Raw genomic sequence first — 14,519 nt, forward strand, 5'->3', positions numbered from 1 at the left:
CACCCCCACTCCCCGCTCCCCCGGGCAGCCGCACCGCCGGAGACGCGATCCCACCCCCGCTCCCCGTTCCCGCGGGCAGTCGTGCCGCTGGGGCGGCACGGGTGGGCGCGACGGCACCCCGCGAGCGCCGGGCCGCGCGGACTCCCCCCGGTACCCCAACCCCCCGGTACCCCCTCGCGCACACGCCCCGCCATCGCCGTACCTCCCCCTCCGCCCGCCCATCGGGCTTACCGGAAAGGGAAGTTACGGAGCACCGCGGGTAACCCGCGTCCCGCCGGAGAACTCACCTGAGCGGTAGCTCTCAAGTACTACGGGTATCACCAGGCAAGCTGCGCGATCTCCTCCGCGACCACCGCACACGCGTCCGCCCCCGGATCGATCAACGGAAAATGCCCGACGTCCTCCAGCAACGTCACCCCCACGACCTCCCCCGCCTTGGCCGCCGCCTCCGCATACGCCTCGGCAACCGCCTGCGGCACCACGTCATCGGCACGCCCCTGCACCAACGTGGTCGCGATCCCGGTCGGCAGCAGCGACGCCGGATCGGCGCACGCCCGCCGCGAGGCGAACCAGTCGTCCCCGCCCAGCAACTGCCGCACCGCACCCCCGCACACATCCAGCTTGTCGGCCACCTCGAAATCCGCGATCGGCGCCAGCGCCACCACCCCCCGCAGCGGCGCGGGCCGGTCCGTACGCCAGGCCGACCCCACCGGCAGCACATGCCGAGCGGCGGCCCACAACGCCAACTGCCCGCCCGCGGAGTGCCCGGTGAGCACCACCCGCCGAGGATCGGCCCCCGGCACCCGCTCCCGTATCAGCCCCGGCAGCGCGTCCATCGCCGCGGCGACGTCGTCGAAGGTGTCGGGCCACCGCCCCGCCACCGGAGCACCGCCCGGCTCCCCCGCCCCACGCCGGTACTCGACACTGGCGACGGCGAACCCCCGCCCGGCCAGAAACGCCGCGAAGGGGCTGACATGCCGCCGGTCGTACGGCGCCCGCCAGGCACCCCCGTGCAGTACGACCACCACGGGCGCGGGCCCGCCCGGCCCCCGCGGCACATGGAAGTCGATCAGCTGGTCCGGGTCGTCGCCGTAAGCGACCGTGACATCGGGGTCGACGGGCGGATGGGAGAACGCCGACTCCTCCTCGGCGGCCCGGGCGGCTGCGACATCGTCCGTCATTGCTCCAACCTTCCAGCGACACAACGCGGGTGACGGTCCGACAGGAACGCGGCCGTTGGGGCGGGACGGTATCAGCCCGCACACCCGCCCCGACATGCGGATGTCACGCTCGGTCAGCGGGGCCGGGGGTGACATCGTACGACCGTCACCCCCCGTCCCCGGGCGACTACGCCAGCACCTCCGCCAGTACCCGCGCCGCCCGCTCCACCTCCGCGAACCCGACGTACAACGGCGTGAATCCGAAGCGGAGGACGTCCGGGTGCCGGAAGTCCCCGACCACCCCCCGCTCGATCAGCCGCTTCATGACGTCCCCGGCGTCCGGGCACCGCAGGGCGACCTGGCTCCCCCGCTCCCCGTGCGCGAGGGGCGTCACGCACGAGACGCGCCCCTCGGGCACGTACGCCGCGACGCACTCCAGGAAGAAGTCCGTCAGCGCGAGGGACTTGGCCCGCACCGCGTCGACCGTCACCCCGTCCCAGACCTCCAGCGCCGCCTCCAGGGCGAGCATGGAGAGGATGTCCGGGGTGCCGACCCGCCCGCGCATCGCGCCGGCCGCCGGTTCGTACGACGGGCGCATGCCGAAGGGCTCGGCGTGCGAGTTCCACCCCGGCAGCGGGGAGTCGAAGCGTTCCTGTACGTCCGCGCGGACGTACAGGAACGCCGGTGAACCGGGCCCGCCGTTCAGATACTTGTAGGTGCAGCCGACCGCGAGGTCGACGCCGTGCTCGTCCAGGCCGACCGGCAGCGCGCCGGCGCTGTGGCACAGGTCCCAGACCGCCACCGCGCCCGCCGCGTGCACGGCGGCGGTCAGCGACGGCAGGTCGTGCAGCCGCCCGCTGCGGTAGTCGACATGGTTGAGCAGCACGGCGGCCGTACGTTCACCGAGCACGTCGGGCAGCGAGGACGGTTCGACCGGACGCACCGTGCACCCGGTCATCCGGGCCGCCGACTCGGCGATGTAGCCGTCCGTGGGGAACGTGGTCGCGTCGACCACGATCTCGTCCCGCTCCGGACCGGTCGGCCGCGCCAGCCGCACCGCGCCCACGACCGCCTTGAACACGTTGACGCTCGTCGAGTCACCGACCACGATCTGCCCGGGAGCGGCGCCGACCAGCGGCGCGATACGGTCGCCGATCCGTTCCGGCGCGGTCCACCAGCCGCCCTCCGTCCAGGACCGGATGCGCAGCTCGCCCCACTGCCGGCGCACCACGTCCTCGACCCGGCCGGGCACGGCGACGGGCAGCGCGCCCAGCGAGTTGCCGTCGAGGTAGACGACGTCGTCGAGGACGAACTCGCCCCGCTTGGAGGCGAGTTCGTCGGCGGCGTCCAGCTTCTCCGCCTTCCGCGTGAGCTCAGACATAGGACCTCGCCGTCCACAGCTCGGGGAACACGCTCTTCTGCGCCCGCTTCTCCAGCCAGGCCACCCCGGCGGAGCCGCCGGTGCCGGCCTTGGCGCCCATCGCGCGGCGGGTGGCCACGAGATGGTCGTTGCGCCAGCGCCACACCAGTTCGGCGACATCGGTCAGGGCCTCGCCGAGACGGGCCACCTCGTCGCGCCCGTCGCCGGAGTAGACGGCCGTCCAGACCGCCTCCACCTCCGCCGACGGCTCGTACTTCCGTGCCACGTCACGCCGCAGCACCTCGTCCGGGACGGCGTGCCCGCGCCGGGCGAGCAGCCGCAGGACCTCGTCGTACAGGCTCGGCTCGTGCAGGGCCTTCTCCAGCTCGGCGTGCACGCGCGGCGCGCCCCGGTGCGGGACCAGCATGGACGCGGACTTGTCGCCGAGGAGGAACTCCAGGCGCCGGTACATCGCCGACTGGAAGCCGGAGCCCTCGCCGAGGGCGCCGCGGTACGCGTTGAACTGTGCCGGGGTGAGTCCGCTCAGCGGCTTCCAGGAGGCGTTCAGCGCCTCCAGCTCCCGTACGGACCGCTTCAGCGCGTCGACCGCGACCGGGATGTCGTCCTGGCGGAGCGCCTTCGCCGCGGTCTCCCACTCGTGGACGATGACGGTGAACCACAGCTCCATGACCTGGGTGGTGACCAGGAAGACCATCTCTCCGGGATCGTCGGAGAGGGTGTGCTGCAGATGGGTGAGGACGTCGGCCTTGACGTAGTCCTCGTAGGGGGTCGTTCCCTGGAAGTCGAGATGCGGGGTCTCGGGCTGCTCGTGAGCCTCGTGGGACATCGCTGTCTCCTGTACATGTACTCCGGGTAGCGGTCCGCCCCTGCCGTTACCGGCACGGGGGCCCCGGTCCCCACGGTGCATCCTGCGTAATCGTGCCCCGAAACCGCAAGGCCCGCCCGCTCACGGGCGGGCCCCGGAGACATCACAGGTCAGCCGGTCAGCCCAGGACCTGGGCCGCCGTCGGCGAGGAGTCCTTCAGGAACTGCGAGCAGCGCTCGTACTCCTCCTGCTCGCCGATCGCCTGCGCGGCGCGGGCGAGGGCGTGCAGGGCGCGCAGGAAGCCGCGGTTGGGCTCGTGCTCCCACGGCACGGGACCGTGGCCCTTCCAGCCGCTGCGGCGCAGCGCGTCCAGTCCGCGGTGGTAGCCCGTACGGGCGTACGCGTAGGACTCCACGACGCTGCCCCGCTCGAAGGCCTCGTCGGCCAGCCGGGCCCAGGCCAGCGAGGAGGTGGGGAACGCGGCGGCGGCGTCGGCGGGCGAGCCGCCGGACGCGAGCAGCTCACGCGGGCCGGGGTCGTCGGGGAGGTGGGTCGGGGGCGGGCCCCCGAGAAGGTTCTCGTGAATGGACATGGGTCCAGTCTCGTACATCAGCGCGCCTCGCTGCCGCGCTCCCTCCCCGCTTCCAGCGGGGGCACCGCCACGCTGCCGTGGGTACGGCATTCGGGGCGGCGGCAGTCCGGTGCCGGGCGGCGTACGGTCGTGAAGGCGAGGGCCGAGCCCACCACCAGGACGCCCGCGCACAGGACCATCGCCCGCCGGAAGGCGTCGTCGAAGGCGTCCGGGAGCCGGTACGCCTCCGGGCCCATCCCGGCGAGCAGCGGCAGCGCGGCCACGGCGACCAGGCCGGCCGCGCGGGCGGCGGCGTTGTTGATACCGCTGGCCAGGCCCGCCCGCTCGGTCTCCACGGAGGCGAGGACGGTCGCGGTGAGCGGCGCCACCAGGGTGACCATGCCGAGGCCGAGCACCAGCAGCGCGGGCAGTACGTCGACGGCGTAGGAGGCGTCCGGCCCGACCCGCAGCATCAGCAGCATCCCGGCGGCGCACAGCAGCGGTCCGACGGTGAGCGGGATGCGGGGGCCGATCCGGTCGCCGAGTTCGCCGGAGCGGGCGGAGAGCAGCAGCATCAGCGCGGTCGTGGGCAGCAGGGCCGTACCGGCGGCGAGCGCGGACCAGCCGACGACGACCTGGAGCTGGAGCGCGGCGAGGAAGAAGAACCCGCCGAACGCCGCGTACACGCACAGCGTGACCATGTTGACGGCGGAGAACTGGCGGGAGGCGAAGATGTCCAGCGGCATCATCGGATGCGGGCGGCGCCTCTCGACGACGACGAAGGCGACCGCGGCGGCCAGTCCGGCGATCGCGGAGGCGGCGACCAGGAGGGTGCCCGACTCGGCCTCGATCAGGGCGTACGTCACCAGGGCGAGGGCGATCGCGCCGAGCGCGGCGCCGAGGACGTCGAACCGGCCCTCGGCCTTCACGCCCGCCGACTCCGGCACGTGCCGTACGGCGATGGGGGCGCACAGCAGGGCGAGGGGCACGTTGAGGAGGAACACCCAGCGCCAGCCGGGCCCGTCCACGAGCCAGCCGCCGACGAACGGTCCGACGGCCGCGCCGATGCCGCCGAAGCCGGACCACAGGCCGACCGCGCGGCCCCGGTCGTCGGGGTGGAAGGACGCCTGGATGAGGGCGAGCGAACCGGGGGTGAGGAGCGCGCCGCCGACACCCTGGAGGGCGCGGGCGGCGATGAGCATCCCCGCGTTCGGGGCGAGCCCGCACAGCAGGGAGGCCGCCGCGAACCACAGCACGCCGACGACGAACACCCTCCGCCGCCCGAACCGGTCGCCGAGCGCCCCGCCGAGCAGGATCAGCCCGGCCAGCGTGACCATGTAGGCGTTGACGGTCCACTGGAGTGCGCCGAGGTCGGCGTCGAGGTCGCGGCCGATGCGCGGAAGGGCCACGTTGACCACGGTGGAGTCCAGCAGGGCCATGCTGGAGCCCAGTACCGTGGTGAGCAGGATCCACTTGCCCTGCGGTGAGGACAGCCGGACGTCGGGCATACGGCGAGCATACGGAAGAGCCCGGCACCGCGTGCGGTACCGGGCTCACATTCCGGGCGGTGCTACTTGATGCGGGTGCCCGTCGAGCGCAGGTTCTGGCAGGCCTCCAGGACGCGGGCCGCCATGGACGCCTCGGCCAGCTTGCCCCAGGTGCGCGGGTCGTAGGTCTTCTTGTCGCCGACCTCGCCGTCGACCTTCAGGACGCCGTCGTAGTTCCTCAGCATGTGGTCGGCGACCGGACGCGTGAACGCGTACTGGGTGTCGGTGTCGATGTTCATCTTCACGACGCCGTTCTCCAGCGCGGTGAGGATCTCCTCCGGGGAGGAGCCCGAGCCGCCGTGGAAGACGAAGTCGAACGGCTGGGAGCCGGCCGGCTTGCCGTACTTGGCGGCGACGCCCTCGTTGAGCTCCTTCAGCAGCTCGGGACGGAGGACGACGTTGCCCGGCTTGTACACGCCGTGCACGTTGCCGAAGGACGCGGCGAGCAGGTAGCGGCCCTTGTCGCCGAGGCCGAGGGCCTCCGCGGTGCGCAGGGCGTCGTCGACCGTGGTGTAGAGGGAGTCGTTGATCTCGTGCGAGACGCCGTCCTCCTCACCGCCGGTCGGGGTGATCTCGACCTCGAGGATGATCTTCGCGGCGCGGGCGCGCTCGAGGAGTTCCTGGGCGATGGAGAGGTTGTCGGCGAGGGTCTCCGCGGAGCCGTCCCACATGTGGGACTGGAACAGCGGGTTGCGGCCGGCCTTGACGCGCTCCTCGGACACCGCGAGCAGCGGGCGTACGTACCCGTCGAGCTTGTCCTTGGGGCAGTGGTCGGTGTGCAGGGCGATGTTGACGTCGTACTTCTCGGCGACGATGTGCGCGAACTCGGCGAGCGCGACCGCGCCGGTCACCATCTCCTTCTTGTGCTGGCCGCCCAGGAACTCGGCGCCGCCCGTCGAGATCTGGACGATGCCGTCGCTCTCCGCCTCGGCGAAGCCGCGCAGTGCCGCGTGCAGGGTCTGGGACGAGGTGACGTTGATGGCCGGGTAGGCGAACTTCTCCGCCTTCGCCCGGTCCAGCATCTCGTTGTAGACCTCGGGGGTTGCGATGGGCATCTGTCCGCTCCTTAAGCATGCGGTGTGGCGTACTGCGTTACTGCGTACGGTCGGCCCTGACCTGGAACCTTGGATGCGACGTCATTGTCGGCCCCATCTTCCCAGACTTGTCCGGCCGGCCGACGGCACAGGTCAAGTCGTTATGCGACGGCGGCGGGATCAGTCGAGGCCGAGCTCGTCCTTGCCGTAGGCGAACAGGTACGGCACCCCGGCACCCTCCCGGATCTTCTCCGCGGCGCCGGTGGCCCGGTCGACGATCGTCGCGACGGCCACGACCTCGGCGCCGGCCTCGCGCACGGCCTCCACCGCGGCCAGCGGCGAGCCGCCGGTGGTGGAGGTGTCCTCGACCACCACGACCCGGCGGCCCCTGATGTCCGGGCCCTCGACGCGCCGCTGCAGCCCGTGCGCCTTGGCCGCCTTCCGTACGACGAAGGCGTCCAGGCTGCGGCCCCGCGCGGCGGCGGCGTGCAGCATGCTCGCCGCGACCGGGTCCGCGCCCATGGTCAGCCCGCCCACCGCGTCGAACTCCAGCCCGTCGGTCAGGTCCAGCAGCACCTGCCCGACCAGGGGGGCGGCCTCGCCGTCGAGGGTGACGCGGCGCAGGTCGACGTAGTAGTCGGCCTCCAGACCGGAGGAGAGGGTCACCTTGCCGTGCACCACGGCCTTGTCCTTGATCTGCTGCAGCAGCGCGCCGCGTGTGTCCGTCATGCGGCCCAGCTTAGAGGCGGGTCCAGGTCCAGGTCGTCGAGGCCTCGAGCGGCTCCAGGGGGGTGACCAGGCGCGGGTGGGTGTTCAGCCCGTCCGGCGGCCCGGTCTGCGGTTCGACGCAGACGGCCTCGCGCTGCTCGTCGTAGACGACGACCCATTCCTCACGGCTGGTGACCTTCAGTTCCAGCCGCCCCGGCCAGGTGAGGGTGACGTCGACGCCGCCGGGCATCCCGAAGCAGTCGTCCCACGGCCCCGGCTTCGGGTCGATCCGGTGCCCGGTGGGCAGATGGTCCTCGCCGCGCTCCTCCTGCCAGGCGGGCGCGAAGTCGATCGTGACGTCCTCACCTCCGAGGTTCCGGTTGAACCACGGGTGCCAGCCGATCTGCGCCGGGAACGACGACGCGTACGTCTCCACGCTCATCGTCAGCGTGAGGGCGTTCCCGGTGAGCGCGATCCGCTGCGTGACCCGGCCCGGGTACGGCCACGGCTCGACGAGATCGTAGGTGAGCACGGCCTCGTCGGCGCTCTCGCGGGCGGTGCGCCAGGCGGCGTCACGGGCGGTGCCGTGGATGGCGTTCGGCGGGGCGTTCAGCGGCATCTGCCGCACGGTGGCCCCGTCCCGGAACCGCCCGTCCCGGACCCTTCCGCACCAGGGCACCATCGGAAAACACCCGAACCGCTCCCCCTGCCGCAGCAGTTCGACGCCCCCGACCCGCACCCCTCCGACCCGCCCGCCGTTCCCCGGCAGCACGGTCACCTCCGCGTCACCCGCGGTCAGCAAGATCTCTCCACTCACACAACGACCCTACTCACCCACGGCCGCCAGCTCGCCGCCCAGCCGCCCAGCCGCGGGCAATCGTGCCGCAGGGCGGCACGGGTGGGCGCGACGGCACCCCGCAAGCGCCGGGCCGCGCGAACACCCCCCGCCCCACCCCAACGCCGGGGCACCCGCAAACGCCGGGCCGCGCGACCACCCCCCGCACAAACCCTCAGCGTCGCCGCCGCAACGCCCGAATCGCGACAACCGCCGACGCGACAGCCAGCGCAGCCGCAGGCGCGGCCCACCGCAGCGGCGTAGAAGACGCGACAGTCTGCGGCGCGGGCACCGGCGCATACCGCCCGCGCGGCGGCGCATGATCCACTTCCTCCGCACTGCGCCCGATCATCGTCCGCCGAGCATGCGCCGCCTCCGCGACGGACTCGTCGTCCTCGGGCGAGGCAGCCGGACCCTCCGCCTCCGGCTCAGGCACCGGAACATCCTCCGCATCCGGCGTCGTCTCGAAATCCGTCGTGGCCTGCGGCTCGAAATCCCCGGTGGACAGCAGCTCCGGCGACTCGGGCTCCGTGCCTTCCCCCGCCACGGCCCCCAGATTCTCCCCGAACCGGTCCAGCAGCCGCGCCACCGCGGAAGCCACCGCATCCGCCGGAAACTCGGCGACCCGCCCATCGGCCGCCGCCGTACCCCCGACGGTGAGGGCCGTACCGCCCTCCACCGCCCGCACCCGCAACCACAGCGCGAGCCGTACGGAGCCGCTCCCGCGAGCCTCCGCCGCCTCCCCCTCGACGGCCCACGAGACGTCATCCCGCGCGACCACCCGCACCGCACCCCGATACGTGACGGAATGCCCCCCGACCCGCACCTTCAGCCGCCCGGCGACAGGCTCCGCACCGGCGTCGTGCTGAAGCCCCGGCACCGCCCGCGCGACCCGCGCGGGGTCGTCCAGCACTGACCTGAGCCGCTCAACCTCAACCGGAACGAACACCTGGTGCTCCATGAGTGCGGAGCCTACCCACGCGGCACGGAACCGCACCCCCGTCGCCGGGAAGTCGCGGCGCGTCGGCGCGGAACGTAGTAGAGGGATCAGCCGCCGTACCGGGGATGCGGCAGCGTGGACGGCGGCAGCCCGTCGACACGGGTGCGTTCCGCCGCCCGGACGTCCCCCGCGAGGGACGCCTCGGTGAGCGTACGCAGCGTAGGCCCGGCAGGGTCGAGCCGCGGCACGGGCACGTCCCGGCCCCCCAGCACGAACCCCCAGTCCCGGTGCGCGTGCGCGGTCATCGCCGCCCCGCCGCCCCGGTCCGGCCCCGCGGCGTACCCGGACCGCCGCCCGCTCACCCGGTACACGGCGGTGCGGAACCCCGCCGCACGGAGCGTCGCGTCCACCGTCCAGAAGTCACGCGCCCGGGACGCCACCGCGCCCCCGTGCACCACGAGCCGGCCGCCCGGCGCCAGCACCCTCCGGGTCAGCCCGTAGAACTCCTGCGAGTAGAGCTTCGTACTCGCGGTGATCCCGGGATGCGGCAGGTCCGAGACGACGACGTCGTACGCCGCCGGGGGCGCCCCGCGCAGCCAGTCGAAGGCGTCCGCGACGCGCACCCGCACGCGCGGATCGTCGAGGGCGTGCGCGTTCAGCGCGGACAGCGCCGCGTCACCACGCGCCAGCTCCACCACACCCGCGTCGATCTCGACGACGTCGACCCGCCGCACCCCGCGGTGCCGCAGCACCTCGCGCACGGCCAGCCCGTCCCCGCCGCCGAGGACGAGCACGCGCGCGTGCGGCCCGTGCATCGCGGGGTGCACCAGCGCCTCGTGGTACCGGAGTTCGTCGCGGCCGCTGACCCGCAGCCGGCCGTCGAGGAACAGGTTCAGGGGCCGCCCGTCGCGGCCGCCGGTGAGCAGCACCTCCTGGACGTCCGTCTGCAGGGCGACGCGGACGTCGGAGCCGTACATCGCCTGCCGGGCGGCCCGTTCGAAGTCGTCGACGAGGACGGCCGCCGAGGCGAGGATCACGAGCACGCACACGTTGGCGGCCAGCAGCAGCCGGCGGGCGCGCCGCGAGAGGTCCCGCCGGAACAGTCCGAGCACCAGCGCCCCGCCCACCACCGCGTTGACGGCGCCGGTGATCAGCGCGCCGGTCAACTGGCCGAGGACCGGCAGGAGAAGGAAGGGGAAGGCGAGCCCGCCGACGAGCGCGCCGACATAGTCCGCGGCGGACAGATCGGCCAGCGCGCCGCCCGCGTCCTGCCGCCGGATCCGCTGGATCAGCTCCATCAGCAGCGGCACCTCGGCCCCGATCAGCAGACCGGTGGCCAGGGAGAACGCGACCAGCAGTGAGCGTGGGCCGCTCGCCCACACGCCGCCCCAGTCACCCGTCCAGGCGAACACGGCGTACAGCACCATCGCACTGCACCCGCCGACGAGCGCGAGCATCGCCTCCACCGCGCCGAAACCGGCCGCCGCGTGCCGCCGCAGCCGCTTCGCCGCCAGGGAGGCGATGCCCATGGCGAAGACCATCACGGACAGCACGACCGACGCCTGGGTGACCGAGTCGCCCATCAAGTACGTTGCCAGCGCCACCAGTTCGAGCTCGTACACCAGTCCGCAGGCCGCGCAGACGAACACACCCGCGAGCACCAGGAACCGCCCCGTGCCCTGCCGCACCGGCAGCCGCAGCGTGCTCTCCGCACCGCCCCCGGGGTCGCCCGACCCGCCCCGGGACTGCGCGGGGCCGGGCGGTGCGGGGGCCTGCGGTTCGATCACCCCAGCGACGTTACGTTACGCCTCCAGCACACCACGTCACCCACACGTGTGGTCTTTGTTTATCTCCGCCCGCTCCCGGTACGCGCCCCGGCTACCCCGTCATGGCCGGCACCCGCACCCCCACCTTCGTCCGCGTCGCCACCAACTGGCCGTCCTGCGGGTAGGCGTGCCAGGTCCGCCAGTGGACCTGGCCCTCGTGTCGCTGGGCGAGCAGCGCGGTGAACGCGTGCGGGCTGCCGGGGAAGACCCCGGCGAGGCCCTGCGGGTGGCCGGAGACCAGGTCGAGCAGTTCCTGTGCCCGGCCCGCGAAGGACCCGGGGGAGAGCGTCTCGACGCGGGCGGCGAACTCGTACTCCCAGTCGTCCACCCGCTTGGCCACCCCCAGCGGAAGGGGCGTACTGCTGCCCGGAATGCACGCCACCGTTTCCGAACAGCGGCCACGCTCCTCGTCCAGGAGCACCTGATGGGACGCGCCGAGCAGTCTCAACTGCACGTTCACCCCGGCCAGTTCGAGATCGAGGGTGGCCAGCGCGGGAAGCGGCTCGCGTCCCAGGGCCCAGGCGAGGTCGGCCGCGCGGGTGTCGGTGTAGGCGGTGTTCAGGGTCGTGAGCATGGATCGGCTCCGCAAGCACACAGGGAGAGCGAGAAAGAGAAAGAGGGTCCGCGCACCCCGGTCACACGTCGCACCGGGGCCCTCGGCCCGTCAGCCCGGTTCACCCGGCCGGAAACGCTCCGCGCGGAGTCCGTGGGCTGCGTAGGTGATTTATAGGCAATCATGAAGTGTGGTGCCACCACAGCGTTTTTACCCAACTTCGTGGGCTTTCCATCCCGTAGGGGGCTCCCCAGCTCAACTGTTCAACACCGGCGTACGCCCTGAGGAAACGGTTCACGCCGGGCGCATCGAGTCGCCCGGACCCCAACCGGAACCGGAGTGATCGTCACCGTTCAACGGCACAGCGGGGCCCGCCCAGGCGCGGACCCCGCTGTCGCGGATACGTCATCCCCCGATGCGGAGGCAGCTGCCCCGTGTCAGCCGCCTCCTCCACCGCATCCGCCGCCGCCCCCGCAGGACGACCCGCCTCCGCAGGACGAGCCGCCTCCGTCGGACGAACCACCACCGCAGGACGCTCCCCCGCCGCCGCCGTGCGAGCCGCCGGTCCACCAGCTGTCACGGCCGGCCCTGCCGCGACGTCCGGGCCGGCCGGCCCCCACCCGCCGCGAACCGGCGCGGGACGCGGCCACGACGACCGTCACGAGCAGGCCGAAAACCACCACCAGGACGATGCCGATACCCATGGCGCCACCCTCCTTCCATTCCCCCGTGATCCCCCGAAGCGGCCCCCCGTGGGCGCCTCGCTCACGCGTGTGACCGGGAGATGCCCCCCGCCCGCGCGGCCCAAAGCAGAGTTGAGGAACTCCAGAGCTTCGGCGCAGGATGACCGCCATGACCTCCAGCGCGCGCCCCCTCCTGAACCGCCGGCTCGCAGCGTTCGGGACGACGATCTTCGCCGAGATGTCCGCCCTGGCCCTGCGGACCGGCTCCATCAATCTGGGCCAGGGCTTCCCCGACACCGACGGCCCCGAGGCGATCAGGGAGGCCGCCGTACGCGCCCTGCGGGACGGCCGCGGCAACCAGTACCCGCCGGGCCCCGGCATTCCCGAACTCCGCACGGCCGTCGCCGCGCACCAGCAGCGCCGTTACGGCCTCTCGTACGACCCCGACACCGAGGTCCTGGTCACCGCCGGCGCCACGGAGGCCATCGCGGCCGCGCTGCTCGCGCTGGTGGAGCCCGGTGACGAGGTGATCGCCCTGGAGCCGTACTACGACTCCTACGCCGCCTGCATCGCCATGGCCGGCGGCACCCGGGTCCCGGTCACCCTCCGCCCCCGCGACGGCCGCTTCCACCTCGACCTCGACGAACTCCGCGCCGCCGTCACCCCCCGCACCCGTCTGCTCCTCCTCAACACCCCGCACAACCCGACGGGCACGGTCCTCACGCGTGAGGAGCTGACGTCGATCGCCGAACTGGCGGTGGAACGCGACCTGCTCGTGGTGACCGACGAGGTCTACGAACACCTGGTCTTCGACGACGCGGAACACATCCCCCTGGCGACCCTCCCCGGCATGCGCGACCGCACGGTGACGATCTCGAGCGCGGGGAAAACGTTCTCGTACACGGGCTGGAAGGTCGGCTGGATCACGGCGTCCCCGGCCCTGGTCACGGCGGTCCGCTCGGCCAAGCAGTACCTCACGTACGTCTCCGCGGGCCCCTTCCAGTACGCGATCGCCGAGGCCCTCGCCCTCCCGGACTCCTACTTCACCGGCTTCCGGGACGACCTCCGGTCCAAGCGGGACGTCCTGGCGGCCGGGCTGGAGGAGGCGGGCCTCACCGTCTACCGCCCCTCCGGCACCTACTTCATCACCGCCGACATCCGGCCCCTGGGCGAGACCGACGGCATCGCCTTCTGCCGCGCCCTCCCGGAACGCGCGGGCGTCGTCGCCATCCCCACGTCGGTCTTCTACGACCACCACGAGATGGGCGCCCCCTTCGTCCGCTTCGCCTTCTGCAAGAAGAAGCCGGTCCTGGAGGAGGCCGCCCACCGCCTCAAGACCGCGGGAGCCCGCTGAGCGCGCTCAGCGCGCCGAGTACGGCAACTCGGGCTTGGACGATCCCCTCTTCACGGCCAGGTGCGCTCGATGCGGTCACGCCGTACCGCATAGGCCGCGGGACCGCCCCTGGCCACCGCACGATGGATGGCCTCGCGGTGTACGTCGAACCGTCCGACCATCTCGGCACTGGGAAGTTGCTGGTTGTCGAGATAAAAGAGCACCGCTTCCCGTTCCAGCACCGGTTGAATCTCCAGGTCCCGGCTCTTGATTCGGCCGTCTTTCGAAATCGGCACCCATGACTGGTCGAGGCCGTGAGCGATCCAGTCCTCGTCGGCGATGTCCTGCGCGTCGTCGGGGAAGACGTCCCCGATGAGGTGGACAGTCCAGCCGCACGCCCTCAGCCCTTCCGCGACGCGACGTCCGAGATTGCGGTCGAGGAAGAACTCAGGCGGCAAGGCGCACCACTGCCCTGCACAGCGCGTCCACCTGCTCGGGTGTCATGTCGAAGTCGTACGCGATGTCCTCGACGCTCTCCCCGGCCTCCCAGAGGTCGGTGATGGCCTTGACGGCGACCCTGTTGGCGGCCACGACGGGCCGTCCGTGCCCGAACCTCGGGTCGATGACCACGGGGACGGAATCCGGGTACTGCCTGAGCCGCAGACTGGAGGGGAAATCGTCGTCGGGCTCCCAGTTCAGGTAGCGGAGGTAGTCGGAGACCACCTCGTGGATGGGCGCCTGGCCGTCCCGGGCCCTGCGAAGGTCCCCCAGCCCGTGCTCGACGAAGATGTCCACGCCGTCCGTCGCGATGCGCTTCGAGACAAGGCCGTAGGGGGTGTCGAAGGCGTCCCGTACGGCGGCGGCCGCTTCCTTGATCTCACTCATCCGCAGTCCGAGGGTGCGCAGGGACCGGAGAACGTGCGCCTCGGCCACCGCGATGAACGGCACCGAGGGCTGTCCTTGGCGCAGTGGTTCCACCTGGTGAACCAGCGGTGCCCCGGCGGCCCTGCCCTTCAGCCACGAGGTGAGCGTCGACTGCGGGATCTCCAGGTAGGAGGCCGTTTCCGCGGGGGTCAGGAGTCCGTCCCTGAACCGGTCCGTCATGCCCCACCTCCTCCGCCTGCCGAGTCCGCTGTCCGATTT

General features: G+C 72.5%; 15 protein-coding genes. 1 reads left to right on the forward strand and 14 read right to left on the reverse strand.

What is annotated here, in order from left to right:
* Positions 1 to 317: 317 nt before the first annotated feature.
* From IF28_RS0105560 to IF28_RS37505, 12 genes are all read right to left on the reverse strand, one after another.
* Positions 318 to 1,181, reverse strand: coding sequence for an alpha/beta hydrolase (locus IF28_RS0105560; RefSeq protein ID WP_030214780.1), 864 nt, complete (start codon positions 1,179 to 1,181; stop codon positions 318 to 320).
* Between the two features lie 166 nt (positions 1,182 to 1,347).
* The gene (kynU, locus tag IF28_RS0105565) at positions 1,348 to 2,541 is read right to left on the reverse strand and encodes a kynureninase (protein ID WP_030214782.1); all 1,194 of its coding nucleotides are present in this window, start codon (positions 2,539 to 2,541) and stop codon (positions 1,348 to 1,350) included.
* Entirely contained in the window at positions 2,534 to 3,367 is an 834-nt protein-coding gene (locus tag IF28_RS0105570; protein ID WP_030214786.1) for a tryptophan 2,3-dioxygenase family protein, read from the reverse strand. The genes kynU and IF28_RS0105570 overlap by 8 nt, the downstream gene beginning before the upstream one ends.
* 157 nt (positions 3,368 to 3,524) lie before the next feature.
* Positions 3,525 to 3,938 (reverse strand): DUF3151 domain-containing protein, encoded by a 414-nt coding sequence (locus tag IF28_RS0105575; RefSeq protein ID WP_030214789.1) that lies wholly within the window; start codon positions 3,936 to 3,938, stop codon positions 3,525 to 3,527.
* A 17-nt stretch (positions 3,939 to 3,955) separates the two neighbouring features.
* Positions 3,956 to 5,425: an MFS transporter gene (locus tag IF28_RS0105580; protein WP_030214793.1), complete on the reverse strand. Its 1,470-nt coding sequence runs from the start codon at positions 5,423 to 5,425 to the stop codon at positions 3,956 to 3,958.
* A 62-nt stretch (positions 5,426 to 5,487) separates the two neighbouring features.
* Positions 5,488 to 6,519 (reverse strand): class II fructose-bisphosphate aldolase, encoded by a 1,032-nt coding sequence (gene fbaA / locus IF28_RS0105585; RefSeq protein ID WP_030214795.1) that lies wholly within the window; start codon positions 6,517 to 6,519, stop codon positions 5,488 to 5,490.
* Positions 6,520 to 6,678: 159 nt separating this feature from the next.
* The gene (gene pyrE / locus IF28_RS0105590) at positions 6,679 to 7,227 is read right to left on the reverse strand and encodes an orotate phosphoribosyltransferase (RefSeq protein ID WP_030214798.1); all 549 of its coding nucleotides are present in this window, start codon (positions 7,225 to 7,227) and stop codon (positions 6,679 to 6,681) included.
* A gap of 10 nt (positions 7,228 to 7,237) precedes the next feature.
* Positions 7,238 to 8,023, reverse strand: a complete 786-nt coding sequence (locus IF28_RS0105595) for an aldose epimerase (protein ID WP_030214804.1) — start codon at positions 8,021 to 8,023, stop codon at positions 7,238 to 7,240.
* A 193-nt stretch (positions 8,024 to 8,216) separates the two neighbouring features.
* A complete protein-coding gene (locus IF28_RS0105600) occupies positions 8,217 to 9,002 on the reverse strand; it encodes an SRPBCC domain-containing protein (RefSeq protein WP_030214807.1) in 786 nt (261 codons plus the stop codon).
* Positions 9,003 to 9,088: 86 nt separating this feature from the next.
* Positions 9,089 to 10,768: a polyamine aminopropyltransferase gene (locus tag IF28_RS0105605; RefSeq protein ID WP_030214811.1), complete on the reverse strand. Its 1,680-nt coding sequence runs from the start codon at positions 10,766 to 10,768 to the stop codon at positions 9,089 to 9,091.
* A gap of 91 nt (positions 10,769 to 10,859) precedes the next feature.
* Positions 10,860 to 11,381, reverse strand: a complete 522-nt coding sequence (locus IF28_RS0105610) for a DUF2617 family protein (protein ID WP_030214815.1) — start codon at positions 11,379 to 11,381, stop codon at positions 10,860 to 10,862.
* Positions 11,382 to 11,797: 416 nt separating this feature from the next.
* Positions 11,798 to 12,064 carry a hypothetical protein gene (locus IF28_RS37505; RefSeq protein WP_037892649.1) on the reverse strand — a complete coding sequence of 89 codons (267 nt, stop codon included), beginning with the start codon at positions 12,062 to 12,064 and terminating at the stop codon, positions 11,798 to 11,800.
* Between the two features lie 139 nt (positions 12,065 to 12,203).
* Between IF28_RS37505 and IF28_RS0105615 the strand changes: the two genes are divergently transcribed.
* A complete protein-coding gene (locus IF28_RS0105615; RefSeq protein ID WP_030214816.1) occupies positions 12,204 to 13,397 on the forward strand; it encodes a pyridoxal phosphate-dependent aminotransferase in 1,194 nt (397 codons plus the stop codon).
* Positions 13,398 to 13,447: 50 nt separating this feature from the next.
* On the opposite strand, the gene IF28_RS0105620 is transcribed toward IF28_RS0105615, so the two are convergent.
* Together IF28_RS0105620 and IF28_RS0105625 are read right to left on the reverse strand one after the other, a co-directional pair.
* Positions 13,448 to 13,834 (reverse strand): toxin PIN, encoded by a 387-nt coding sequence (locus tag IF28_RS0105620; RefSeq protein WP_030214817.1) that lies wholly within the window; start codon positions 13,832 to 13,834, stop codon positions 13,448 to 13,450.
* The gene (locus IF28_RS0105625; RefSeq protein WP_030214819.1) at positions 13,824 to 14,480 is read right to left on the reverse strand and encodes a DUF433 domain-containing protein; all 657 of its coding nucleotides are present in this window, start codon (positions 14,478 to 14,480) and stop codon (positions 13,824 to 13,826) included. Before IF28_RS0105625 ends, IF28_RS0105620 begins: the two co-directional genes overlap by 11 nt.
* Positions 14,481 to 14,519: the final 39 nt, after the last annotated feature.

Origin of the sequence: Streptomyces sp. NRRL WC-3626 (assembly GCF_000718785.1) — a bacterium.
In the GTDB taxonomy this organism is placed as follows: domain Bacteria; phylum Actinomycetota; class Actinomycetes; order Streptomycetales; family Streptomycetaceae; genus Streptomyces; species Streptomyces edwardsiae.